Here is a 24002-nt window from a genome sequence, read left to right as displayed (position 1 = left end):
ATCGCCGGGTGACAGAGACGACCCAGCCGCTGGACGACACCTCGAGCGAGGCCTTGCAGGTCTTGCACCGGGTGTTCGGGTACGACTCGTTCCGGGGTGAGCAGCAGGACATCATCGAGACCGTGGTCGGTGGCGGTGACGCCCTGGTGCTGATGCCGACCGGCGGCGGGAAGTCACTGTGCTACCAGATCCCTGCCCTGGTCCGGGCCGGTGTCGGGGTGGTCATCTCGCCCTTGATCGCGTTGATGCAGGACCAGGTCGATGCGCTCACGGCGCTCGGGGTCCGGGCCGGGTTCCTCAACTCGACCCAGGACTACGAGCAGCGCCGTGAGGTCGAGCAGGCCTTCCTGACCGGTGAGCTCGACCTGCTCTACCTGGCGCCCGAGCGGCTCCGGGTGGAGGCGACCACACGGCTGCTGGACCAGGGCAAGATCGCGCTGTTCGCGATCGACGAGGCGCACTGTGTTTCCCAGTGGGGCCACGACTTCCGGCCCGACTACCTGATGCTGTCCGAGCTGCACGAGCGCTGGCCCGACGTACCGCGGATCGCCTTGACGGCCACCGCGACCGAGGCGACCCACGCCGAGATCGCCACCCGGCTGAATCTGAAGGCCGCCCGGCACTTCGTCGCGAGCTTCGACCGGCCGAACATCCAGTACCGGATCGTTCCGAAGGACAACCCGCAGCGACAGTTGCTCGACCTGCTGCGCACCGAGCACGCGGGCGACGCCGGCATCGTCTACTGCCTGTCCCGCAACAGCGTCGAGAAGACCGCGACCTTCCTTACCCAGAACGGGATCGAGGCAGTCCCGTACCACGCCGGTCTGGACAGCCGGGTCCGTGCGAAGAACCAGTCGCGCTTCCTCCGCGAGGACGGTCTGGTGGTGGTCGCGACGATCGCCTTCGGGATGGGCATCGACAAACCCGACGTCCGGTTCGTCGCGCATCTGGACCTGCCGAAATCGGTCGAGGGCTACTACCAGGAGACCGGTCGCGCCGGGCGTGACGGCCTGCCCTCCACCGCCTGGCTGGCGTACGGGCTCCAGGATGTCGTCCAGCAGCGCAAGATGATCGACACCTCCGAAGGCGACGCCGCCCACCGCCGTCGTCTCGGCACGCACCTGGACGCGATGCTCGCGCTCTGCGAGACCGTGCAGTGCCGCCGGCAACAACTGCTCGCGTACTTCGGCCAGACCGGGGCGGTGGGGCGGGGATCGAATGCAACACAGACCGGTGAGCCCTGTGGCAACTGCGACACCTGCCTGACGCCGCCGGAGTCATGGGACGGCACGATCCCGGCGCAGAAGCTGCTCTCGACGGTCTACCGGCTGCAGCACGAGCGCAACCAGAAGTTCGGCGCCGGTCAGGTGATCGACATCCTGCTCGGCAAGACGACCGAGAAGGTGAAGCAGTTCCGGCACGACGACCTGACCGTGTTCGGCATCGGCACCGAACTCAAGGACACCGAGTGGCGCGGCGTGATCCGCCAACTGCTCGCCCAGCGGTTGCTCACGGTGGAAGGCGACTACGGCACGCTGCTGCTCACCGAGGACAGCGCCGAGGTGCTCGGCCGCCGGCGCGACGTGATGATGCGCCGCGAGCCGGAGCGGGCCGCGCGCTCGTCGCGGTCCAGTGGCGGTGGTGGTGGCGGCAAGAAGAAGGCTGTGGTCGACCTCTCCCCCGAGGCTGCCCCGGTGTTCGAGCGGTTGCGCGCCTGGCGGGCCGCCGTCGCGAAGGAGAGCGGCGTACCGGCGTACGTGATCTTCCACGACGCGACACTGCGGCAGATCGCGACCGACCTGCCGAGCAGCCTGGCCGAGCTCGGCAAGGTCAGCGGCGTCGGCGAGAACAAGCTCGCGAAGTACGGCGAAGGCGTGCTGGAGGCGCTGGCCGCGGATTAGCCAACGGCAGAAGCCGAAACTCTGCGGACACCGCCGCCGTTGGAGGGACATGGGCAACCTTACGAGCGCTTACGAAGAGCTGGCGGATATCTACCACGCGACTGTTGACCCGGATGGTGCCGGGCTGAGTGATCCGGTGTTCGACGAACTGGTTGGCGACGTCGCCGGGCAGCGGGTTGCCGCGGTGGCTTGTGGGCAAGGGCGCGATGCGCGGCGGCTGGCTGATCTCGGGGCGCGGGTGGTCGGGATCGATGCGTCGGAGTCGTTGTTGGCGCACGCTCGAGAGCTGGAGCGGCAGGTACCGCGCGGGATCGACTACCTCCATGGCGATGCTCACGATCTGCGGCCGCTCGCCGACGGGGACTTCGACGGGGTGGTCTGCTACATGGCGCTGATGGACATTCCTGAGCTGGAACCGACGATCCGGTCGGTCGCGCGCATTCTCAAGCCGGGCGGCTGGTTCGTGGCCGTGATCACGCATCCCTGCTACAAATCGCCCGCCCACGGCGAGCTGATCGACCACGTCGAGGGCACCTACCGGCGCATCTCCGGCCGGTACTTCGAGGAAGGCCCTCACCACACCGTCACGCGGTGGGAGATCCTGCCACGGGTGTCGTACCACCGGACGCTGTCGACGTACGTCAACACTCTCGTCGCCGCGGGCCTGCAGGTCGTGCGGCTGGCCGAGCCCATCGGCGACAAGCCGGGCTGGAAGGAAGCAGCGGGAGTGCTCTACTTCCGTTGCCTACTTGCCGAGTAGAGGCTGCAGGGCGGCGACCAGCTCGGTGACCACGGTCTCGGTCCGTTTGTTGCCGTCAGCAAGGATCACGGTGACGGACACCTTGTGCTCGGGGATGGTCACCAGCAGGCTGCTGTAGTCGGGCAGGCTGCCGCGATGCCCGTACGCCGTACCGAGTCCGAAGGTCTGCGAGAACAGCATCGTGCCGAGCCCGTACTCGCCCTCACCATCCGTCAACTGCTTGACCAACTCAGCCGGTACTACGCGTCCGCCGTACAACTGATATCCCCACCGTGCGACAGTCGGCGCGTCGGCGGCGAGCCCTGCGCTGGCAGCCGAGAGGCTCGCCATCGCCCGGCACGGGATGAACCCGTCGATCGCCTTCCCGCAGATCGGGTTGGCGTCCTCCGCGATCGGCGGCTTCGGCTTCTCGCCATCCTGGAAGGCCGCGCGGTCCAGGCCGGCCGGCGTCGCGAGGTCGCGGCGCAGTACGGTCGCGAGCGGTTCACCGGTCAGCTTCTCGATCAGCAGGCCGAGCAGGAGGTAGCTGGGATTGCTGTAGTTGTAGGGACTGTTCGCCTGGGTCGGCTCGGCGGTGTCGTAGGACAACGCCTCGACGGCCGTCCGGTGCTTGCCGGGCGCGGCCTTGATCACCCCGTTCATCGCGTCGTAGTCGGCCGGCAGGTAGTTCGGTACTCCGGCCCGCATCGCGAGGTGCTGCCGCACGGTCGCGTTGTTGGCGGTCAGCTTGTGCTTCACGTACTGCGACAGCGGCGCGTCGAGGTCGATCTTCTTGGCCTGCGCGAGCAACAGGACCTCGGCCGCGACAAACGTCTTGGTGATACTCGCAACGCCCATGCTCGTCTGCGGGGTCAGCTTGGCACCGGCCGCATCCGCGCCGGCCGCTCCCGACCAACTCCATTGGTCGGTCACCACGGCCGCGGTCACCCCACGCGCTCCGGCCTCCGTCGTCGGCGAAGCGACCACCTTTGCCAACACCGCCTGCAGAGCTGCCGCCTTACCCGGATCCAGCACAGCCGTCGCCGGATCAGGCAGCCTCTGGTTGGTGGACGTCGAGACGGTGGGTGGCGGCGCGGCTCTGTCCGCCGACGAGCAACCACCCGCCAGCACCACGACCGCGACCGCCAGCACCACCCCTGATCTGACCATCTCCCGATGGTCCCGCTACCCGAGGGTCATTCCTGCACCAGATAGAGCCGGTTGCCATCCTGATCCTGCAGGGTGAACATCGGCGGCACTCCGGGCCAGGAGATCAACTCACTGGTCTCCACTCCCTGGCCGGTGAGCGCTTCGTGAGCCTCGACCGCGTCGCCGGTCGCCAGCCTGATCCCCGTGTCGACGCCGACCGCCGTGTCCTCCGAGGCGGCCAGCAGGGCGATCGAGGCACCCCCACCCGGCAGTCCCACGACCAGCCACCGCCCACCCATCTCCGGCAGCGGAGCGTCCATCAACTTCTCGAACCCCAGCTTCTGCTGGTAGAAGTCCAACGCCCGATCCTGGTCGCTCACCTGGATCGCAACGATCCGGACAGCAGTGATGTAGCCCATGACTCCTCCTAGGTGCGTTTACCCCTAGGTAGAACCCAGCTCCCAGATTTCGACATCAGGTCCGGCTAGATTTCGGCGGGTGCTCCAGCCGCGAGGTAGGCGTCGAGGGAAGGGTCGCCGTTGAGGACGTGCTCGACCCAGGCCGTGCGCTCGTGGTTGGTGAGGGCCAGTTCCCAGACGCAGCCGGTGGAATGCTCCGGCATCGGGCTGAGCTCAGCAGGCCTCTCCAACGGCGAGCGGAAATAGGCCAAGCAGAGATCCACGGAGCTGGCCCACCAATAGACCAGGACGAAACAAGCCGGGCGGGCCTGGTGCGCAATCACGAAGGCGGCGGCCCGCTCGCCTTCGTCGCCGGGGTCGAGCCCGCCCCTGTCGCCGGGGTCGAGCCCGGCCCTGTCGCCGGTGGTGCCGCCGGTCGTCGTGGGCAGGCTGGCTCCCGCGGCGGATCGGGCGGCGGCGACCAGCTCCTGCCCGGGCTCACCCTCGACGGCAAGCCCGTAGAGCTTGGTCGGCCATCCGTTGATCGTCTCCACGCCGTACTGCGTCACCGTCCGCGGGCTGTAGCCGTTCACAAGGTTCCTCTGGGGTTGGGGTCTCCAGGGCTGGGCACTGGGTGGAACGCGAAGACCCGGACGGCTATGTCTCGGCCGTCCGGGTCTTCTTCGCGGTAGGGCTACTTCGCGACCACTCGCACGGTGAACTCGCCTTCGCCGTCGTCCGTCACCCGGCTGCTGATGCCGGCTGAACGGAGGGCGGCGTAGTCCGGGTTGGAGCTGGTCCGCTTGGACAGCGAGGAGATCGCCTCGAAGTCCACGTAGCCGACCATCACCGCGCCGGAGGTGTCCGGGACCGCCTGCTTGAAGGCCTCGGTCCCACCGAGGTTGCCACCCTTGAGCACCAGGTCGGCGTAGTCCTGGTCCGTCGCGATGACGAAGGTCTTGTCGTCCTTCGCCTTCCGGATCGGGATGTTCGCCGAGGTCCGGGAGCGGATCAGGTTGGTCACCTTGTCCACCACCTGCTCGGCCTGCGCCGGGTCGGTCTCCATCCGGGCCGCGATCTTCGGGCTGTCACTGCTGCCCTTGTCGATCGCGATCGCCACGTTCTTGCCGAGCAGCGGCTTCAGGTCGTCCGGCAGCGTCAGCCCGTACTGCGAGCCGAACTTCTTGGCCATCTCGGGCAGGTTCGCGCCGCCGGCGGACTTCTGCAGCTGCGTCCACATCGTGTCGACCAGGTTCGCACCGTCGGACAGCGCGATCGCCCCGGCGGTGGTGTCCGGCAGCTTGGCGATGTGATCGCCGGCGCCGCTCGCGTTGACCTTGACCGACTTGTCGCCGTGGGCGATGCCCTTCAGCTCGACGTACTGCGAGTCGAACCGCAGCGCGGCGGCCATGCTGCCACTGGGCAGCGCGTTGCGCTGTGCCTCGGGAAGCCGCTCACCGGCCGCGGCGGCGACCCCCTTCATGTCGGCCCAGAAGGACGCGAAGCCCTGCTCGCCGAGCGAGTCCATGTCGGCCTTGAAGGTGGCGTTCTCCGACAGCGGGGTTTCCTTGCTGTTGGCAACGGCCGCGTCGACGATCGACTGCTCCTCGGAGATCAGCACGTAGCCGTTGCTGAAGGCCCGGCCGGGCTTCTTCTCCTCCTTCGAGAACAGCTTGTCCAGGCCCGCGTTGGCCTTGTCCTGGTCCTTGACCTCGATCGCGACCAGCGCGTCCGGATCCTTGCCGTCCTGGCCCGGGATCGCGGCGACACCGGCCCGGTCACCCAGCCACGGCTTGATGTCCTTCTCGAAGTCGACGTCGGCCAGGTCGTCGCCGGCGTCCTTCTTGATCAGGTCGAACAGCTTCTGGCGCAGGTCGTCCTGGTCGCTGGTCAGCCCCATCTTCTCCTTGGCCGACGGGAACTTCAGCATGAACCGGACAGCGGCGACCTTCTGGCCGGCCGACGGGTTCAGGTCGATCCGCGCGTAGGCCATCGAGTTGCCCGGCAGGACCGCGGCCGGCTGGTCGCCACCGGCGAGCCGTGCGTAGGCGAAGATGCCACCGCCCGTCACCACGGCCAGGACAGCAAGCACCGCGATCAGCGGGACGAGCTTGCCGCGCTTCTTCGGCTCCGGCTGCCACTGCATGGTCTCCGGGGAGCCGTACGGCGGCTGTCCCCCGCCACCGTGCATCTGCTGGGGGTAGTCGGGCTGCTGCCACGACTGGCCACCCTGCTGGTACTGCGGCTGCCCCTGCCCAAACTGCGGGGCCTGGGGTTGCCCAGCTCCGTACTGCGGCGCCTGCGGCTGCCCAGGCTGCCCCGCCTGGTACGGCGGCTGCCCCTGCTGCGGCTGACCCGGCTGGTACTGCGGCTGACCCGGCTGGTATTGCGGCTGGCCGTGCGGCGGCTGCCCACCGCCTGCGTAGCCAGGCTGTTGCCCCTGCGGCTGCCCACCGGCGTAGCCGGGTTGCTGCCCCTGCGGAGCGGAGTACGGGTTGTGTGGCGGCTGGCCGCCCTGCGGTCCGCCTGCGGCACCCGGGTGGTGCCCACCGGCCGGCGGATTGGTGTAGTCGGACATATGACCCCTCACGTCTCCGGCGGCGTCACCGCCGGGCCGAAACAGGCTAATGCACCTGCGTCGAAGACTCTGACGCGGCAGATACCGATCCGGTTGCAACCGGATCTGCCCGCCACGTCGTGGCCGCGATGATCGCGGCTGCGAGGGCTGCGCCGACCAGCCAAGCGGCCAGCGGCGTCCAGGTGTGCAGCTCGAGAGGAGCGTCCAGCAGGTCCCCCGGCTTGGAAGCCTCCAGCCGCGGCTGCAGCGGATCATGGCCGAGCAGCATCCCGACGCCCCACGCCACCCCGGCACCCAGACCCGAGCCGAGTACGACGATGCCGACCGCCCACGGACCGTAGTTGCGCAGCCACCAGAACAGCAACCCGCCCAGCACGAGCGCGGTCAGGAACCCGATCGCGGTGAACAGGCCGTCGGGTCCGAAGACCTTCGTCATCTGCTCCTCGCCGAGCGACCCGCCGTTCTCGTCGACCGTGTACTTCGCGAGCGGCGCGAACTGCTGCCACGCCCAGCCGGCGATCGCACCGGCGACCAGGAACGCGGCGATCGTCACGGCGATCGCCTTGCTCCACGGCATCTTGGGCTCCTGCACGACCACCGGCTGCCCGAACGGATGGTGCCCGAGCGGGTGGTGACCGTAGCTCTGGCTGTACGGCGCCGGACCGCCGGACGGGTTGTGCAGGTTGTCCACTGGCTGACTCACGTCGCCAGTGTTGCAGGTCGGGTCAGCTCGCCAGGCACGACGGGCCCAGCAAGGCCTTGAGGTCGGCCATCAGCGACGAGGTCGGAGTCACCCGGAACCGGTCGCCGATCCGCATCACGGTCGTCTTCTGGCTGGCCTGCAACCGCAGCTGCACCTCGGTCATCCCTGGATGCGACTTCAGCACGTCGCGCAACTGGTCGACCACCGGCGGCGTACAGCGGTTGATCGGCATCGTGATGACCACCGGGCCACTCGGCCCCTGGGTCAGGTCGGGCACGGTCACGTCGGACCCGCTCAGCTCGACCCGGTCGTCGCGCCGCCGCAGCCGGCCCTTCATCAAGATGATCGCGTCGTTGGTGAGCAGGTGCGCCGCGAGCTGGTACGCCGAGGAGAACATCATCACCTCGATCGAACCTTCCAGGTCCTCGATCGTGACGATCGCGTAGATGTCGCCGCGCTTGTTCACCTTGCGCTGGACCGCGGTGACCAGGCCGCCGATCGTCACCTGGGTGCCGTCGGGCCGGTCGTCGTCGGCGAGCAGCTGACCGATCGTGCAGTCGGTGCCGTTGGTCAGCACGTGCTCGACCCCGAACAGCGGATGGTCGGACACGTACAGACCGAGCATGTCGCGCTCGTGGGCGAGCTTGGTCGCCTTGTCCCACTCCTCGATCTCCGGCACCGTCACGGTGAGCCGGCTGTTGCCCTCGCCCTCCTCGGCGTCGTCACCCATCGAGAACAGGTCGAACTGGCCGTGCGCCTCGTTGCGCTTGAGGTCGATCGCCTCGTCGACGGCCTGCTCGTGCACCGCCACCACCGCGCGCCGCGCGTGCCCCATCGAGTCGAACGAGCCGGCCTTGGCCAGCGACTCGATCACCCGCTTGTTGCAGACCGGCAGCGGCACCTTGTCGATGAAGTCGACGAAGTCGGTGAACCGCCCCTCGGACTCGCGGGCGGCGACGATCTCGGCCACCACGTTGACGCCGACGTTGCGGATCGCGGACAGGCCGAAGCGGATGTCGGTGCCGACCGGGGTGAAGTTCGAGTCGGACTCGTTCACGTCCGGCGGCAGCACCTTGATGCCCATCCGGCGGCACTCGTTCAGGTAGATGGCCATCTTGTCCTTGTCGTCCTTGACGGACGTCAGGACAGCGGCCATGTACTCCGCGGGGAAGTTCGCCTTCAGGTAGGCGGTCCAGTACGAGACCAGCCCGTACGCCGCCGAGTGCGCCTTGTTGAACGCGTAGTCGGAGAACGGGACCAGGACGTCCCACAGCGCCTTGATCGACTGGTCGGAGAAGCCGTTGGCCTTCATCCCCTCGGAGAAGCCGACGTACTCCGCGTCCAGCACCTCGCGCTTCTTCTTGCCCATCGCCCGGCGGAGCAGGTCCGCCTTGCCGAGCGTGTAGCCGGCGAGCTGCTGGGCGATCGCCATCACCTGCTCCTGGTAGACGATCAGCCCGTACGTCGTCCCGAGGATCGGCTCCAGCGCCACCGCCAGCTCGTCGTGCGGGTAGCTGATCTCCTGCTGCTTGTTCTTGCGGAGCGCATAGTTGGTGTGGCTGTTCGCGCCCATCGGGCCGGGCCGGTAGAGCGCGCCGACGGCCGAGATGTCCTCGAAGTTGTCCGGCTTCATCAGCCGCAGCAGGGCCCGCATCGGGCCGCCGTCGAACTGGAAGACGCCGAGCGTGTCACCGCGACCGAGCAGCTCGAAGGTTGGTTTGTCGTCCAGCGTCTTGGCCAGCTCGTCCAGGTCGAGCGTGATGCCGCGGCTGGCCTCCACGTTCTTGACCGCGTCGTCCATGATGGTCAGGTTGCGCAGACCCAGGAAGTCCATCTTGACCAGGCCGAGCGTCTCGCAGCTCGGGTAGTCGAACTGGGTGATGATCTGGCCGTCCTGGTCGCGGCGCATGATCGGGATCAGGTCGATCAGCGGCTCGCTGGACATGATCACGCCGGCCGCGTGCACGCCCCACTGGCGCTTCAGGTTCTCCAGGCCGCGGGCGGTGTCGACGATCTTGCGCACGTCGGCGTCCGACTCGTACAGCTGGCGGAACTCGCCGGCCTCGGAGTACCGCTTGTGGGCCGGGTCGAAGATGCCGGACAGCGGCACGTCCTTGCCCATCACGGCCGGCGGCATCGCCTTGGTGATCCGGTCGCCCATCGCGAACGGGTAGTCGAGCACCCGGCCGGCGTCCTTGATCGCCTGCTTGGCCTTGATCGTGCCGTAGGTGACGATCATCGCGACCCGGTCGTCGCCGTACTTCTCGGTGACGTAGCGGATCACCTCGGGCCGGCGGCGGTCGTCGAAGTCGATGTCGAAGTCGGGCATCGACATACGTTCCGGGTTCAGGAAGCGCTCGAAGATCAGGCCGTGCACCAGCGGGTCGAGGTCGGTGATCCGCATCGCGTACGCGCACATCGAACCGGCACCGGAGCCACGGCCCGGGCCGACCCGGATCCCGTTCTCCTTGGCCCAGTTGATGAAGTCGGCGACGACCAGGAAGTATCCGGCGTACCCCTTCGAGGTGATCACCTCGATCTCGTACTCCGCCTGCTTGCGCACGTGGTCCGGCACGCCGTCGGGGTAGCGCCTGTGCAGGCCGGTCTCGACCTCGGCGACGAACCACGATTCCTCGTTGTGCCCGTCGGGGCAGGGGAAGCGCGGCATGAACCGGCCCTCCCCCTCGGTGAAGGAGACGTCGCACTGCTCGGCGATCAGCAGGGTGTTGTCACACGCCTCGGGGAAGTCCTTCCAGACCTCGCGCATCTCGGCGGCCGTCTTGACGTAGAACTCGTTCGCGTCGAACTTGAAGCGGTTCGGGTCGGACAGCGTCGAGCCGGACTGCACGCACAGCAGCGCCGCGTGGGCGACCGCGTCCTCGGGCTTGGTGTAGTGCAGGTCGTTGGTCGCGACCAGCGGCAGGCCGAGCTCCTTGGCCAGCTTCAGCAGGTCGCCCTGGATGTTGCGCTCGATGCCGAGGCCGTGGTCCATCAGCTCGCAGTAGTAGTTCTCCTTGCCGAAGATGTCGCGGAACTCCGCGGCCGCCTCGATGGCCTCCTTGTACTGCCCCAGCCGCAGCCGGGTCTGCACCTCACCCGACGGGCAGCCGGTGGTGGCGATCAGGCCCTTGCCGTAGGTCTGCAGCAGCTCGCGGTCCATCCGGGGCTTGAAGTAGTAGCCCTCGAGACTGGCCAGCGACGACATCTTGAACAGGTTGTGCATCCCGGACGTGTTCTTCGCCAGCAGCGTCATGTGCGTGTACGCACCGCTGCCCGAGACGTCGTCGCGGCCCGAGTTCGCGTCGCCCCACTTGACCCGCTTGCGCTCGGTCCGGTGGGTGTGCGGCGTCAGGTACGCCTCGACGCCGATGATCGGTTTGACGTCGTACTTCTTGGCGGTCTTCCAGAACTCGTAGGCACCGAAGACGAACCCGTGGTCGGTGGTCGCGATGGCCGGCTGACCCATCTCCTGGGCCGTTTTGAACAACTCGTCGATCCGCGCGGCGCCGTCCAGCATCGAGTACTCGGTGTGCACGTGGAGATGCACGAAACTGTCGCTGGACGCCATGTCTTCGCAGACCTCCCAGAGGCGTGAGTGAGCGGGACTGGGACAGCCTATGCGGGTCCACCGACAGTCCTTGAACCGGCTCACCGAGCGCCCGCGACGCTGCCCGATATCCGGGCGTGGACCGGACCAGGACAACACCAGTTGGCGCCGCTGGGGTGGATGCTCCACCCTCTCCGCCCGGAAGGTGGCGGAGAGGGTGGAGCGGCGTACCCGGGGCTGAGGCAGGGGGGTTTCACAGACCGCCGGGTCCGCCGGTCTTTAGTGGTCCCGCAGCAGGAACCAGGCGGCGCTGTTGGCCGGGAGCTTCTCCCCCGCTTCCGGATCGCTGGCAAGCACCAGGTCGCCGTCGACCGGAGTACAGACCGGTCTGGACGAGCAGTTGACGACACAGGCGAACCCGTCGCCCCGGGTGAAGGCCAGGACGCCCGGCTCGGTCGGCAGCCAGCGGAAGTCGCTCGAGGAGAGGGCGGGAATCAGCCGCCGCAGCGCGATGGCCTCGCGGTACAGGTGCAGCATCGAGCTACCGGAGTCGAGCAGGAGGTCCACAGCGTGGTCCGCGAACCAGTCGGGCTGCGGCAGCCACGGTGTCGAGGCCGCAAGGCCCGCGGAGAATCCGAAGTGGTCCTGGCCCATTGCCCAGGGCAGCGGCACCCGGCAACCGTCCCGGCCACGCCGTACGCCGTTGGTGCGGTGGAACATCGGATCCACCAGCACCTCGTCCGGCAGGTCGGTGACCTCGGGCAGGCCGAGCTCCTCCCCTTGGTAGAGGTAGGCGGATCCCGGCAGGGCGAGCATCAGCAAGGCGGCAGCGCGGGCACGGGTGAGTCCGAGCTCGACATCACCGGCGTGGGCACCGGGCGCACCACCGGCGTATCGGGTGACGGACCGGGGCATGTCGTGGTTGTTGAGCACCCAGGCGACGGCGGAACCAGAGGCGGCGATCGTCTCCAGGCCCCGGTCGATCACCTCCGACAGCGTCCGGTCGTCGAAGTCGGCGCGGAGGAACTCGAAGAAGAAGTTCTGGTGCAGCTCGTCCGGCCGCTGGTACTGCGCGACCTGCTCCGCGTCGAGCACGCCGACCTCACCGACCAGGACCCGCTCCCGGCCGGTCCGGGCGGTGTACTCCTCCGCGATCGTCCGCCAGCTCCGCCACACATCGTGCACCTCCGGCTGGTTCCAGGCGTGCGGGTTGACCGGGTCGCCGGTGAGCTCGTCGTGACCCGCGTGCTCGTGGTCCGGCAGCCCGTCGCGCTTGTGCAGCCCGTGCGCCACGTCGATCCGCAACCCGTCGACGCCTCGGTCGAACCAGAAGCGCAGTACCTGCTCGAAGTACGACGCGACGTCGGGGTGGCGCCAGTTGAAGTCGGCCTGCTCGGCGGCGAACGTGTGCAGGTACCACTGGCCATCGGGCACGCGTCGCCAGGCGGACCCGCCGAAGATGGAGCGCCAGTTGTTCGGCGGCAGTTCGCCGTACCGGCCGGTGCCGTCGGCGAAGTGGAACCGGGCGCGCTCCGGACTGCCCGGTCCGGCGGCCAGTGCCTCGGCGAACCACGGGTGCTCGATCGAGCAGTGGTTGGGGACGACGTCGATCATGACCTTGAGGTCCAGCCGGTGAGCATCCCGGATGAGCCGGTCGAAGGTGTCGATGGTGCCGTAGTCCGGGTGCACCGCGCAGTAGTCCGACACGTCGTACCCGTGATCGTGCTGCGGGGAGGGGAAGAACGGGTTCAGCCAGAGGCCGTCGACGCCGAGGGAGCGCAGATAGGGCAACCTGGCCCGGACGCCGCTGAGATCACCGATGCCGTCGCCGTCGGAGTCGTGGAAGCTGCGCACGTAGACCTGGTAGATCACCGCGTTCCGCCACCACCCTGGGCCGGCGCTCGGTTGGGTCTGCATAGGGGCCTCGCCACGATCTGTCGGACGTTGTTAGCGCTAACCGTCCCCTGCCGAGCGCGCCGCGGCATCCGTAGCCCTACGGGTTTCGCTACGGACTCCGTGGGAGCGCACCCACACTCGGCAGTTCGTGGCGGCGCGTCAGTCGGTGCGTTGCTCGGCGATCCAGCGGGCGACCTGGGCCCTGGAGCTGAAGCCGAGCTTGCCGAGAATGTGCTCGACATGCGTCTCGGCGGTGCGCCGGCCGATCACGAGCCGGGCGGCGATCTCCTTGTTGCTCAGCCCCTCGCTGAGCAGTTCCGCGATCTCGTGTTCCCGGCGCGTCAGTCCGCCGGCCCGGCCTGGACTCACGGACTCCGCGCGTTCGGTCTCTTGGCCGAGCGCGAGCGACACCGCCTCCTCGAACGAGTAGGCCGCACCCTGCTCGAAGGCCTGCCTGAAAACGTCGTCACCCACCGCGGCCCGGACGCGCTGCCGGGACTGCTCGTCGAACTGGCTGTACGGCGTGGTCTCGTCGACGTGTGCGCCACTCGACCGCCAGACCGCTCGGGACGCGCCCATCAGCCGGGCAGCGAGCTCGTTCGGCGATGCCGTGCTCGCACACCAGGAGAGCGCCTGGACGCAGAAACCGATCCCGGTCCGGTCGTTCAGCGGCAGCCACAGCCGGATGGCCTCGCGGAAGGATCGGGCGGCCTGCTCGGCATCGTCGTGGTCACGCCACTGGACGATGCCGAGGGTCCACAGCGCATAGGCCTTCGACGACGCCGCGCCGCGGCTGTCGGCCAGCGCGAACGCCTGCCGGCTGAACTGCTCCACCCGGGGATCGCCGAGGAAGAAGGTGGCCGCCGCCAGCAGGATCAGGGCGTCGAACTCGCCGAGCTGGTCGTGGACGGCGCGGAAGCCGGCCAAGGCCTCCTCCAGCCGTGCCACCGCGGCCGGGAGCTCGCCGGCGTAGTTGAGCGCGTGGCCCGAGACCTCCGCGATCCTCGCCCGCAGCAGATCGTCGCCGAACCGCTCGGCCAGCGCTTCACACTCGGCCAGCATCCGGCCCAGCTGTTCTGTCTCCCCCAGGAACATGGCCAGGTAGCTACCGGCCCAGAGCGCCTTGGCCCGGGCGGGTGTCGGCTCCGGGGCGAGGTCGAGGGCGTGCACCAGATAGCGATGACCCTCGCGGAGGAATCCCGCGAACCAGAAGTTCCAGACCGGCGCGGCGATCTCCAGCGCCGCCGGCGCCTCCCCCGGTTCCGTGAGGCAGAAATCCAGCGCGGCCCGGAAGTTGTCGTGCTCGCGGCGCAACCGGATGAACCAGTCGGCCTGGCGGGGGCTGAAGCTGTCCGACTCCCACTCCGCGGCCATCGCCCGGTAGTAGTCGCGGTGTCTCACCCGCAGCGCTCGCGCCCGGCCCGCGGCGGTGAGCCGCTCCACGCCGTACTGGCTGATGATGCCGAGCATGTCGTACCAGGCGACGGTGTGATCCGTCATCGCCTTCCGGGTGATGATCGACTTGTTCATCAGGCCGGCGATCAGCTCGAGTACCTCCGAGCGGTCGATGCCGTCTCCTGAGCAGACCTGCTCCGCGCCGTCGAGGTCGAATCCACCGGCGAACACGGAAAGCCGCTCCCACAGCGCTTGCTCGGCCGGCGAGCAGAGGTCGTAGCTCCAGCCGATCGCCGCATCCAGCGCCTGCTGTCTGGCCGGCGCGACCGGCTTGCCGGAGGCGAGCAGCTTGAAGCGGTCCTCGAGCCGGTCGAGAATCTGCGCCGGTGACAGCGTCCGCATCCAGACCGCCGCCAGTTCGAGAGCCAGCGGGATGCCGTCGAGACGCCGGCACAGGTCGATCACCAGCGGGCGGTTGGCGGCGTCGATCTCGAAGTCCGGCACCACTGACTGCGCGCGAGCCGCGAAGAGTGCCAGCGACTCGTACCGGCCGGCGTCGCCCGCCGTCAGGTCGTTCTCCGGCGGTGTCGACAGTGGCGGAACCGGGAAGACCTGCTCTCCCTCGACACCCAGCACATGCCTGCTGGTGGCAATGATCCGGAGCTGCGGGGCGGCCGCGAGCAACTTGCTCGCCAGTACTGCGCACGCGTCCGCGAGGTGCTCACAGTTGTCGAGCACCAGCAGCAGGTGCTTGTCCTCCAGGTACTCCGCGAGGTCAGCCGCCGGGTTCGCCGACACCTGGCTCAGTTCGAGTGCTCCTGCCAGTGTGTGTCCCAGCAGACCCGGGTCGTGCAAGGGGGCGAGCTCGACGAACCACGCGCCATCCGCGAACGTCCGCCGTACGTCGGCAGCCAGCCGCATCGCCAGCCGGGTCTTGCCGACCCCACCCACTCCGGTCAGGGTCAGCAGGCGGCTGCTCGCCAGCAACCGCCTGGTGCCGGCCAGTTCGCGCCGCCGCCCCACGAAACTCGTCAGCTCGGCCGGTAGCCGTCCGCGACTTGTTGCCGTGGGCTTCGTTTCCGCCATCCCGATCGCATCCCGCCTTCACTGTCCGTCCCAGCGTAGGCCCGAACTCCAGTCTTCAGGCCGACCGAAGGCACCGGGCACACTGAGAGCGTGGTCAAGGTGGCGGTGGTCGCGGCTGCGGTGGTGCTGCTGATCCTTGCCCTGATCTGGGGACTTCAGCGCCACCTCATCTATCTGCCCGACACGACCACCGCCGGCTCGGCGGCCCTCGCGCTACCGGGTGCTCAGGACGTGGTGCTCGAGGCCGACGACGGCGTACGGCTCGGTGTCTGGCTCGTTCCGGCGGGCGAGCCCGACCGCGGCATCGCAGTACTGGTCGCCAATGGAAACGCGGGAAACCGGGCCGGCCGGGCGCCGCTGGCGCGAGCTTTGGCTGCTGAAGGGCTGACGGTTCTGCTCTTCGACTATCGCGGCTACGGCGGTAACGAAGGCGGTCCCAGCGAGCGTGGATTTGCCCGCGATGTCCGCGCGGCCCAGCAGTACCTGACTCGGGAAACCGGTCTGCCACCAAACCGCATCCTGTACTTCGGCGAAAGCCTCGGCGCCGCCGTCGTCACCGAGCTGGCCACCGAGATCCCACCCGGCGGCCTTGTACTGCGCTCACCCTTTGTCGATCTGGCCTCGGTCGGCCGGGTGCACTACCCGTTCCTTCCGGTCCGGCAGCTGCTCCGCGACCACTATCCGCTGGCCGAACAACTGGCCAGCGTGAAAGTCCCGGTCGTGGTGATCTACGGAGCCGACGACTCGATCGTCCCGCCGGAGCAGAGCCGCAGGGTCGCCGATGCAGCACCGATGCTCCACAAGCAGGTCGAGATCCCAGCCGCCGACCACAACGACGCCGTACTGGTGCACGGCCCAGCCGTAGTCGCAGCCGTCGCCGAACTCGCCGGACAAGTCGCCAGCAGCTAGTCGAGCACGGCGGTGGCCTCCACCTCGACGAGGAGATCGGGTTCCCCGAGCGCCGCGACACCGAGCAACGTGATTGGTTTGACCGGGTCGACGCCCAGCTTGGCCGCCGCGCGGGCGACGCCTTCGCCCAACTGCGGCATCTTGTCGGCGCCCCAGTCGACGACATAGACCGTCAGCTTGGCCACGTCGTCGAAGGATCCACCGATCTCAGTCAAGGCGTTGCCGATGTTGAGGTAGGCCTGCTCGACCTGAGCTGCGAGGTCGCCCGCACCGACCGGCCGGCCCTCGCTGTCGCGCGCCACCTGGCCGGCCAGGAAGACCAGCCTCGAACCGGTCGCGATGGACAACTGCCGGTAGACCTCGGGCTTGGGCAGGCAGTCGGGGTTGATCAGGGTCACGGCCATGGCGGGCTCCAAAGAGTCGGGGAAGCTAAACCATAACAGCGTTATGTATACTGCCGCCATGGCCAGGCTGAAGGATCCGGGGGTGCGGTCGCTGCTGATCGAGCGGGCCGCGCAGATGCTGCGGGCGCGGGAGCCGATCACGCTGCGAGCGCTGGTCGACGGGACCGGCGTGTCGACGATGGCTGTCTATACGTACTTCGACGGGATCGGCGGCCTGTGGAAGGCGGTGCGGCAGGAAGGGTTCACGCGGCTCGCCACGGCCCTCGACCAGCTCGCTCCGACGACCGACCCGGTCCGCGATCTGGCCGCCCTGGGGTCGGCGTACGTGGCGAACGCGGAGGCCAATCCCGATCTCTACCGAGTGATGTTCGATGCCGAGGTCGAGTTGGAGGACCTCGCTGCCGCGGACGCGACGCTGCATCGACTCGTCGAGGCGGTCAGCCGGGCTAAGGCCGACGGACGCTTCACCCGCGAGGTTGAACCGCTCGATCTCGGCACTCAGAGCTGGGTCATCGGCCACGGGCTCGCGTCTCTGACGGTGACCGGGCCGCTGCCACGCGCGGCACTCGGGTACGCGGTGCCGATGCTTACGGCGTTGTTCGTCAGCGCTGGGGACGAGCCTGCCCGGTGCCGGCGGTCGGTCAGCCAGGGTTGGGGTTAGACGAGTTCGCGAGTGGGGCCGTCGATGAGGAGGGCTTGGCCGTCGCGCAGCGGGAGATGGGGTATGCCGGTCTGCTCGTAGTGCGCGCGGACCTGCTCGACCAGGTCGGTCTCCGGGTGGCCCGGCGAATCAACGTGCGGGACGATCGCCTCGTCGAGCACGGCTAGGCCGTCCCAGATCGGGTCGCCGTCCACCTGGGTGGGGTCGTCGCAGAGTTCGAGGCCTCGGAGGCTCGGAGCCAGGACGCAGGCGCCTGCGCTGTAACCGGCGTACACGACTTCCTCGGAGTGGATGAGCTCGGGCAGGAGCTTGTCGGCACCGCTGGCCGCCAGCGCGGCTCGGAGGACGAAGACGTTGCCACCGCGGACCCACAGGCCGTCGTACTGCGTCAGTCGCGCGCGGAGGTCCTGGCCGAAGCGGGCGCCGCGTCCGGAGTACGAGCGGAGGTCGAGCTCCTCGGGGCGGAGGCCGAGTTCGCTGAGCCAGGTGAGCTCCGCCGCGACATTTTCCCGGCGTACCGGGGGATCTTCGGCGTCGATCGCGTTGCCGATGACCGCGACCCGTCCTCCCGCCGGGAGCAGGGCGACCAGCCGCTCGGGATGGTCGCCCAGGCGGAACGAGGACAGGTACAGCTTCACTGGGTGGCAGCGAGCTGGTTCAGGGCCTGGTCGAGATCCTCGGGGTACTGCGACGTGTACTCGACGTACTCGCCGCTGCCCGGGTGATCGAAGCCGAGGCGCATCGCGTGCAGCCACTGACGGCTGAGTTGCAGGCGCTCGGACAGGACCGGGTCGGCGCCGTAGGTGAGATCGCCGCAGCACGGGTGGCCGATAGCGGACAGGTGGACGCGGATCTGGTGCGTCCGGCCGGTCTCCAGCGTGATCTCGAGCAGGGTGGCGAACCGGAACGCCTCGAGCGTCTCGTAGTGAGTGATGCTCGGTTTGCCGCCGGCCACGATGCCGAACTTGTAATCGTGGTGCGGGTGCCGGTCGATCGGCGCGTCGATGGTGCCGGTGAACGGATCCGGGTGGCCCTGGACCAGCGCGTGGTAGATCTTCTTCACCGTGCGCTCCTTGAAAGCGCGCTTGAGCACGGTGTAGCTGTACTCCGTCTTGGCGACCACCATCAACCCCGAGGTGCCGACGTCGAGCCGGTGCACGATGCCCTTGCGCTCGGCGGCACCGCTGGTGGAGATGTTGAAGCCGGCTCCGGCCAGGTGCCCGATCACGGTCGGCCCGGTCCAGCCCGGCGACGGGTGTGCGGCGACCCCGACCGGCTTGTCGACGACCACGATCTCGTCGTCGTCGTGCACGATCCGCAGGTTCTCGACGGTCTCCGGTACGACGGTCATCTCGGCCGGCGGCGCGGGCAGCTCCACGTCGAGCATCACCCCGGCGGAGACCCGGGCGGACTTGAGCGCGGGCGAACCGTCCATCTGGACCAGGCCGGACTCGATCATCTCGACCGCCTTGGTCCGGGAGACGCCGAACAGCCGGGACAGAGCGGCGTCGAGCCGCTCACCGGCGAGGCCGTCGGGAACCATCACCGTGCGTGCGTCGCCGCTCATTTCCTGCCCGTCTCTTTCGTGCCGTCGAGCTTGATGCCGCGCAGGGTCTGGATGACCAGCAGGATCGCGGCGGAGGTGACGGCCATGTCGGCGACGTTGAAGATCGCCCAGTTCGGGGTCTGCAGGAAGTCGACGACGTGCCCGTGGAACGGCGACGGCTCCCGGAAGATCCGGTCGGTGATGTTGCCGATCGCACCGCCGAACAGCAGCCCGAAGGCAACCGCCCAGCCGATCGAGCCGAGCTTGCGGGACAACCAGACGACACCGAGCGCGACGATGATCTGGATCGCGCTGATCACCGGCGTGAAGTCCTCACCCAGGCTGAACGCGGCACCCGGGTTGCGGATCAGGTTGAACTTCAGCAGGCTGCCGATCACGTTCACCGGCTCCCCCGGCGTCAAGTGCTGCAACGCCAGCACCTTCGTCAACTGGTCCAGCCCCAGCACCAGCAACCCCACCACCGCAAACAGAACCACCAAGCGCTTGGAGGTTCGGGGCGGGGACGACGAGGAACCGGCCGACTCGAGGTCGGCCGGTTCTGTCGAAGGGGGTGCCTCGTCCCCTGGCAGGTGGGAGGGGTCTGGTTCGCTCAGCGGCGTTCTTCGCGTTCTTTGCATGACACGCACAGTGTCGCACGCGGGAACGCCTGCAACCGACCCTTGCCGATCGCCTTGCCACAGCTCTCACAGACGCCGTAGGTGCCGTCGTCGATCCGGGACAGCGCCCGCTCGATCTGGTCGAGCATGTCGCTCGCGTTCCTGGCCAGCGACATCTCGTGGTCGCGCTCCAGGGTGGTCGACCCGACATCGGCCTGGTCGTTGCCGGCTCCGTCGCCGCCGTCGCGGAGCAGCCCGACGATCTCCTGCTCGGCGTCGCGGATCTCCTGCTTCAGGTGCACCGCGTCGGCCTCGAGCTCACCACGGAGCTCTTCCATCTCGGCCGCGGTCCACGGGGTCTCGCCGTCCTTGACGGTCAGGTTTCCGGCGGGCTTGCCGGGCGACTTGGCCGGCGCCGTCGCCGGGGTGCGGTTCTCGTTCGTCTTCATGGCCACCCTCTTCGTCGGAGTCTGCTTGGCAGGGGCCTTCTTGGTGGAAGGCGGTTTTGCTGGCTGTTTCGCCGGCGCCTTCTTCGCGGCCGGCTCAGCGGAGGTCGCGGCACTCTTCTCGGCCGCGCTGGGACGTCTGGGGGCGGACTTCTTCGGAGCCGATGTAGCCATGGTCGACTACCCCCTGCCTTCGTCGGAGACTGAAGCGGACTGGTCGCAAGACAGTAGGTCACGTGAAGGCCACGTGCCAGCCCGACGCGCAGACCGTGGGGATACGGTAGTCGCTTCTTCAAGCTTGCTCGACGTTCCGCGCGTCACAGCCACATCTCGGACGTTCTTCAGCGGAATTGTGAGTGAGAAAATCGCGCTTGGCCAGCGATTAACGATTCGTGACCGGACGGTGCGAAGTCGTACACTGGCCAGGCACACCGCAAGGCAGTGATGGGGCCATCACCCCGGAGCCGCCGGAAGAACGGTCCTTCACCGGACTCACTAGACCCGGCAGCGGAGCGTAACGAAGTGGGCGGTTCCCCGCGCGGGAGTCGCCAAGGAGGGTGGTACCGCGGAGCCCGGCGACGATGCCGGCGCCTCGTCCCTTCGTCCGGCAAGCACGACGCTCGACGAAGGACGAAGGAACATGGCGGAAACCCCCAGCACTCCGTGGCGACAGATCCCGGCTCAGGTCGATCTACCCGCGATCGAGCGCGACGTCCTCGCGCACTGGGACGCCCAGGACACCTTCGCGAAGAGTCTCGAGCAGACCGCCGGCGGTGAGCCGTGGACGTTCTTCGAGGGTCCGCCGACCGCGAACGGCATGCCCGGCACGCACCACATCGAGGCGCGCGTCTTCAAGGACGTCTTCCCGCGCTACCGGACGATGAAGGGCTTCTCGGTCGAGCGCAAGGCCGGCTGGGACTGTCACGGCCTGCCGGTCGAGGTCGCGGTGGAGAAGGAGCTCGGCTTCAACGGCAAGAAGGACATCGAGGCGTTCGGGATCGCCGAGTTCAACGCGAAGTGCCGCGAGTCGGTACTCCGGCACGTCGACGCCTTCGCCGACCTGACCACCCGGATGGGCTACTGGGTGGACATGGATCACCCGTACCGGACGATGGACCCGGAGTACGTGCAGTCCGTGTGGTGGTCGCTGAAGCAGATCCACGACAAGGGCCAACTGGTCGAGGACTACCGCATCACGCCGTACTGCCCGCGCTGCGGCACCGGCCTGTCCGACCACGAGCTGGCGCAGGGCTACGAGACCGTCGTCGACCCGTCGGTCTACGTCCGCTTCCCGCTCACCTCGGGCCCGCAAGCTGGTAAGGCCTCGCTCCTGGTCTGGACGACGACTCCCTGGACCCTGGTGTCCAACACGGCGGTCGCAGTACACCCGGACGTCGACTACGTGGTCGCCACTGACGGCAACGAGTCGCTGGTCGTGGCTGAGCCGCTGCTGAGCACACTGGGCGAGGGCTGGACGGTCACCGACCGGTACGTCGGCCGCGACATGGAGCGGTGGAACTATCAGCGGCCCTTCGAGCTGGTGGAGTTCCCCGAGCCGGCGCACTTCGTAGTACTGGCTGAATATGTGACCACTGAGGACGGTACTGGTCTGGTGCACCAGTCTCCCGCGTTCGGTGCCGACGACCTCATCGTCTGCCGCGCCTACAACCTCCCGGTGGTCAACCCGATCGAGGCCGACGGCACCTTCAAGGCTGACGTGCCGCTGGTCGGTGGGCAGTTCTTCAAGAAGGCCGACGAGGACCTGGTCAACGACCTGCGCGACCGCGGCGTCCTGTTCCGCCACGTGCCGTACGAGCACCCGTACCCGCACTGCTGGCGCTGCCACACCCCTGTCATGTACTACGCCCTGCCGTCCTGGTACATCCGCACCACCCAGGTGAAGGACGCGCTGCTCCGCGAGAACGAGAAGACCAACTGGTTCCCCGAGTCGGTCAAGTGGGGCCGGTACGGCGACTGGCTGCGCAACAACATCGACTGGGCCGTCTCCCGCTCCCGCTTCTGGGGTACGCCGCTGCCGATCTGGCGCTGCGCCGACGACCACCAGGTCTGCGTCGGCTCGCTGGCCGAGCTCGGTGAGCTGGCCGGCCGCGACCTGAGCGCGACCGACCCGCACCGGCCGTTCGTCGACGACATCACCTTCGCCTGCCCGACCTGCGGCGAGGAGTCGACCCGGGTGGCCGAGGTGATCGACGCCTGGTACGACTCGGGCTCGATGCCGTTCGCGCAGTGGGGTTACCCGTGGGCCGAGGGCTCGAAGGAGAAGTTCGCCAAGTCGTACCCGGCCGACTTCATCTCCGAGGCGATCGACCAGACCCGCGGCTGGTTCTACACGCTGATGGCGATCGGCACGCTGGTCTTCGACGAGTCGTCGTACCGCAACGTCGTCTGCCTGGGCCACATCATGGCCGAGGACGGCCGGAAGATGTCCAAGCACCTGGGCAACATCCTCGAACCGATCCCGCTGATGGACAACCACAGCGCCGACGCGGTGCGCTGGTTCATGGCCTGCTCCGGCTCGCCGTGGAAGGCGCGCGGTATCGGCCCGAACGTGCTGAACGAGATCGTCCGCAAGGTGCTGCTGACCTACTGGAACACGGTCGCCTTCCACGCGCTCTACGCCCGGCTGGCCGACTGGTCCCCCAGCACGGCATCGAATTCAACTGGTGCCCCGCCGGTGGCCGAGCGCTCGGTGCTCGACCGCTGGCTGGTCAGCGAGACCAACCGGCTGGTGCGCGACACGGATGAGGCCTACGCGGCGTACGACACCCAGAAGCTCGGCTCGTTGATCAGCTCGTTCGTCGACGTGCTGTCCAACTGGTACGTGCGCCGCTCGCGCCGCCGGTTCTGGGCCGGTGACGCCGGCGCGCTGGCCACGTTGCACGAGACGCTCGACGTACTGACCCGGCTGATGGCGCCGCTCACCCCGTTCGTCACCGAGCGGGTCTGGCAGGACGTGTTCCGCCCGGTCACGCCGGAGCTGGCCGAATCGGTGCACCTGGCCGCGTTCCCGCAGTACGACGCATCGGTGATCGACGACCGGCTCGCGACCCACGTGTCGATGGCGCGACGGGTTGTCGAGCTGGGCCGGTCGGCCCGGGCCGAGGCGAAGGTCCGGACCCGGCAGCCGCTCAGCCGCGCGCTGGTCGGATCGGCCGCGATCGCCGACCTGTCCGACGAACTGCTGCAGGAGATCGCCGACGAGCTCAACGTGGGCTCGGTCGAGCCGCTGTCCTCGGCGGGCGCGGACCTGGTCGAGTACTCCGCGAAGGGCAACTTCCGCGAGCTCGGCAAGCGGTTCGCGAAGCAGACCCCGGTGGTCGCCGGCGCGATCGCCGCAGCCGACGCAGCCGCCCTCGCCGCAGCGCTGAAGGCATCCGGTACTGCGACCGTGGTGGTCGACGGCACGGACGTCGAGGTCAGCGCGGACGAGGTGCTGCTGTCGGAACGGCCCCGCGAAGGCTGGTCGGTCGTCAACGAGCAGGGCGAGACGGTGGCACTCGACCTCGAGGTGACGCCCGAACTGAAGCAGGCCGGCCTGGCCCGCGAGGTGGTCCGGACACTGCAGGAGGCCCGCAAGAACGCCGGCCTGGAGGTCTCGGACCGGATCACCGTCTGGCTGACCAGCACCGACACCGAACTGTCCGATGCCCTGGGCAAGCACGCCGACGAGATCGCCCGCGAGATCCTCGCCACCACCCTGACCCAATCGGCGCCCCCGGCAACTACTTCCGCCACCCCGGGCACCGACGAGGACCTCTCCCTCACCTACTGGATCAGCAAAGCCTGACCAGGCCGTGACCCGGTCCAGCCCCAGCCGCGAAAGCGTCTCGGGGCTGAGACTGGTGCGAAAACACAAAAGGCCCCACTGACCTGGCCGTGGAACCCGGCGGCCGGTCGTGGGGACCCTCAGTGACTTCTGCGCGACGGTCAGTCAGGAAAGTCCGGACATGACAAAGAGGCGGTGCTGCCGGATTAGCACCGCCCCTAGTCAAGCCAAGACGAACCG

Annotated in this window: 18 protein-coding genes; 5 read left to right on the top strand and 13 right to left on the bottom strand. The window is 68.3% G+C overall.

Annotation, left to right across the window (positions count from 1 at the left end; all coding sequences use genetic code 11):
* Positions 1-8 precede the first annotated feature (8 nt).
* Together recQ and ACQPYM_RS17675 are read left to right on the top strand one after the other, a co-directional pair.
* Positions 9-1901: a DNA helicase RecQ gene (gene recQ, locus ACQPYM_RS17680; protein WP_433021954.1), complete on the top strand. Its 1893-nt coding sequence runs from the start codon at positions 9-11 to the stop codon at positions 1899-1901.
* Between the two features lie 49 nt (positions 1902-1950).
* Positions 1951-2661, top strand: coding sequence for a class I SAM-dependent methyltransferase (locus ACQPYM_RS17675; RefSeq protein WP_433021952.1), 711 nt, complete (start codon positions 1951-1953; stop codon positions 2659-2661).
* Here the strand turns inward: ACQPYM_RS17675 and ACQPYM_RS17670 are convergent.
* The 8 genes from ACQPYM_RS17670 to ACQPYM_RS17635 form a co-directional block, all read right to left on the bottom strand.
* Positions 2647-3810 (bottom strand): serine hydrolase domain-containing protein, encoded by a 1164-nt coding sequence (locus ACQPYM_RS17670; protein WP_433021950.1) that lies wholly within the window; start codon positions 3808-3810, stop codon positions 2647-2649. The two genes, ACQPYM_RS17675 and ACQPYM_RS17670, sit on opposite strands and share 15 nt — an antisense overlap.
* A gap of 26 nt (positions 3811-3836) precedes the next feature.
* Entirely contained in the window at positions 3837-4208 is a 372-nt protein-coding gene (locus ACQPYM_RS17665; RefSeq protein WP_433021948.1) for a VOC family protein, read from the bottom strand.
* A 65-nt stretch (positions 4209-4273) separates the two neighbouring features.
* A complete protein-coding gene (locus ACQPYM_RS17660; RefSeq protein WP_433021946.1) occupies positions 4274-4780 on the bottom strand; it encodes a hypothetical protein in 507 nt (168 codons plus the stop codon).
* A 101-nt stretch (positions 4781-4881) separates the two neighbouring features.
* The gene (locus ACQPYM_RS17655) at positions 4882-6765 is read right to left on the bottom strand and encodes a DUF3352 domain-containing protein (RefSeq protein ID WP_433021944.1); all 1884 of its coding nucleotides are present in this window, start codon (positions 6763-6765) and stop codon (positions 4882-4884) included.
* Between the two features lie 46 nt (positions 6766-6811).
* On the bottom strand, positions 6812-7468 hold the full coding sequence (locus ACQPYM_RS17650) for a hypothetical protein (protein ID WP_433021942.1): 657 nt from the start codon (positions 7466-7468) through the stop codon (positions 6812-6814).
* Positions 7469-7490: 22 nt separating this feature from the next.
* Positions 7491-11036 carry a DNA polymerase III subunit alpha gene (gene dnaE, locus ACQPYM_RS17645; protein WP_433021940.1) on the bottom strand — a complete coding sequence of 1182 codons (3546 nt, stop codon included), beginning with the start codon at positions 11034-11036 and terminating at the stop codon, positions 7491-7493.
* Between the two features lie 258 nt (positions 11037-11294).
* Positions 11295-12932 carry a glycoside hydrolase family 13 protein gene (locus ACQPYM_RS17640; protein WP_433021938.1) on the bottom strand — a complete coding sequence of 546 codons (1638 nt, stop codon included), beginning with the start codon at positions 12930-12932 and terminating at the stop codon, positions 11295-11297.
* Between the two features lie 138 nt (positions 12933-13070).
* On the bottom strand, positions 13071-15392 hold the full coding sequence (locus ACQPYM_RS17635) for an ATP-binding protein (RefSeq protein ID WP_433021936.1): 2322 nt from the start codon (positions 15390-15392) through the stop codon (positions 13071-13073).
* Between the two features lie 90 nt (positions 15393-15482).
* On the opposite strand from ACQPYM_RS17635, the gene ACQPYM_RS17630 reads away from it, so the two are divergent.
* Positions 15483-16301 (top strand): alpha/beta hydrolase, encoded by an 819-nt coding sequence (locus ACQPYM_RS17630; RefSeq protein WP_433021934.1) that lies wholly within the window; start codon positions 15483-15485, stop codon positions 16299-16301.
* Here the strand turns inward: ACQPYM_RS17630 and ACQPYM_RS17625 are convergent.
* Positions 16298-16705 (bottom strand): RidA family protein, encoded by a 408-nt coding sequence (locus tag ACQPYM_RS17625; RefSeq protein ID WP_433021932.1) that lies wholly within the window; start codon positions 16703-16705, stop codon positions 16298-16300. The genes ACQPYM_RS17630 and ACQPYM_RS17625 overlap by 4 nt on opposite strands.
* Before the next feature lie 58 nt (positions 16706-16763).
* Here ACQPYM_RS17625 and ACQPYM_RS17620 point away from each other — a divergent pair, with 58 nt between their 5' ends.
* Positions 16764-17366 carry a TetR/AcrR family transcriptional regulator gene (locus ACQPYM_RS17620; protein ID WP_433021930.1) on the top strand — a complete coding sequence of 201 codons (603 nt, stop codon included), beginning with the start codon at positions 16764-16766 and terminating at the stop codon, positions 17364-17366.
* Here ACQPYM_RS17620 and ACQPYM_RS17615 read toward each other — a convergent pair.
* The 4 genes from ACQPYM_RS17615 to ACQPYM_RS17600 all read right to left on the bottom strand — a co-directional run bounded on the left by ACQPYM_RS17615 (position 17363) and on the right by ACQPYM_RS17600 (position 19978).
* The gene (locus ACQPYM_RS17615; RefSeq protein WP_433021928.1) at positions 17363-18004 is read right to left on the bottom strand and encodes a Type 1 glutamine amidotransferase-like domain-containing protein; all 642 of its coding nucleotides are present in this window, start codon (positions 18002-18004) and stop codon (positions 17363-17365) included. The two genes, ACQPYM_RS17620 and ACQPYM_RS17615, sit on opposite strands and share 4 nt — an antisense overlap.
* Positions 18001-18933: an RluA family pseudouridine synthase gene (locus ACQPYM_RS17610; protein WP_433021926.1), complete on the bottom strand. Its 933-nt coding sequence runs from the start codon at positions 18931-18933 to the stop codon at positions 18001-18003. The genes ACQPYM_RS17615 and ACQPYM_RS17610 overlap by 4 nt, the downstream gene beginning before the upstream one ends.
* The gene (gene lspA / locus ACQPYM_RS17605; protein WP_433023319.1) at positions 18930-19409 is read right to left on the bottom strand and encodes a signal peptidase II; all 480 of its coding nucleotides are present in this window, start codon (positions 19407-19409) and stop codon (positions 18930-18932) included. The genes ACQPYM_RS17610 and lspA overlap by 4 nt, the downstream gene beginning before the upstream one ends.
* A gap of 113 nt (positions 19410-19522) precedes the next feature.
* Complete coding sequence (locus ACQPYM_RS17600) at positions 19523-19978, bottom strand: TraR/DksA family transcriptional regulator (RefSeq protein ID WP_433021924.1); 456 nt, start codon at positions 19976-19978, stop codon at positions 19523-19525.
* A 637-nt stretch (positions 19979-20615) separates the two neighbouring features.
* Between ACQPYM_RS17600 and ileS the strand changes: the two genes are divergently transcribed.
* Positions 20616-23783, top strand: coding sequence for an isoleucine--tRNA ligase (ileS, locus tag ACQPYM_RS17595; protein ID WP_433021922.1), 3168 nt, complete (start codon positions 20616-20618; stop codon positions 23781-23783).
* The last annotated feature ends 219 nt before the right edge of the window (positions 23784-24002 follow it).

It is taken from the genome of Kribbella sp. CA-294648, assembly GCF_050943845.1.
In the GTDB taxonomy this organism is placed as follows: Bacteria; Actinomycetota; Actinomycetes; order Propionibacteriales; family Kribbellaceae; genus Kribbella.
Note: the sequence above shows the minus strand (reverse complement) of the source record. Positions and strands in the feature narration are given on the sequence as shown.

What these genes read in the sequence shown, in the direction of transcription:
- ACQPYM_RS17655 (WP_433021944.1), bottom strand. Translation starts at nt 6,765, where the DNA reads ATGTCCGACTACACCAATCCGCCGGCCGGTGGGCACCACCCGGGTGCC.
- ileS (WP_433021922.1), top strand. Translation starts at nt 20,616, where the DNA reads ATGGCGGAAACCCCCAGCACTCCGTGGCGACAGATCCCGGCTCAGGTC.
- dnaE (WP_433021940.1), bottom strand. Translation starts at nt 11,036, where the DNA reads ATGGCGTCCAGCGACAGTTTCGTGCATCTCCACGTGCACACCGAGTAC.
- ACQPYM_RS17600 (WP_433021924.1), bottom strand. Translation starts at nt 19,978, where the DNA reads ATGAAGACGAACGAGAACCGCACCCCGGCGACGGCGCCGGCCAAGTCG.
- ACQPYM_RS17670 (WP_433021950.1), bottom strand. Translation starts at nt 3,810, where the DNA reads ATGGTCAGATCAGGGGTGGTGCTGGCGGTCGCGGTCGTGGTGCTGGCG.
- ACQPYM_RS17610 (WP_433021926.1), bottom strand. Translation starts at nt 18,933, where the DNA reads ATGAGCGGCGACGCACGCACGGTGATGGTTCCCGACGGCCTCGCCGGT.
- ACQPYM_RS17640 (WP_433021938.1), bottom strand. Translation starts at nt 12,932, where the DNA reads ATGCAGACCCAACCGAGCGCCGGCCCAGGGTGGTGGCGGAACGCGGTG.
- ACQPYM_RS17625 (WP_433021932.1), bottom strand. Translation starts at nt 16,705, where the DNA reads ATGGCCGTGACCCTGATCAACCCCGACTGCCTGCCCAAGCCCGAGGTC.
- ACQPYM_RS17635 (WP_433021936.1), bottom strand. Translation starts at nt 15,392, where the DNA reads ATGGCGGAAACGAAGCCCACGGCAACAAGTCGCGGACGGCTACCGGCC.
- ACQPYM_RS17675 (WP_433021952.1), top strand. Translation starts at nt 1,951, where the DNA reads ATGGGCAACCTTACGAGCGCTTACGAAGAGCTGGCGGATATCTACCAC.
- ACQPYM_RS17665 (WP_433021948.1), bottom strand. Translation starts at nt 4,208, where the DNA reads ATGGGCTACATCACTGCTGTCCGGATCGTTGCGATCCAGGTGAGCGAC.
- ACQPYM_RS17620 (WP_433021930.1), top strand. Translation starts at nt 16,764, where the DNA reads ATGGCCAGGCTGAAGGATCCGGGGGTGCGGTCGCTGCTGATCGAGCGG.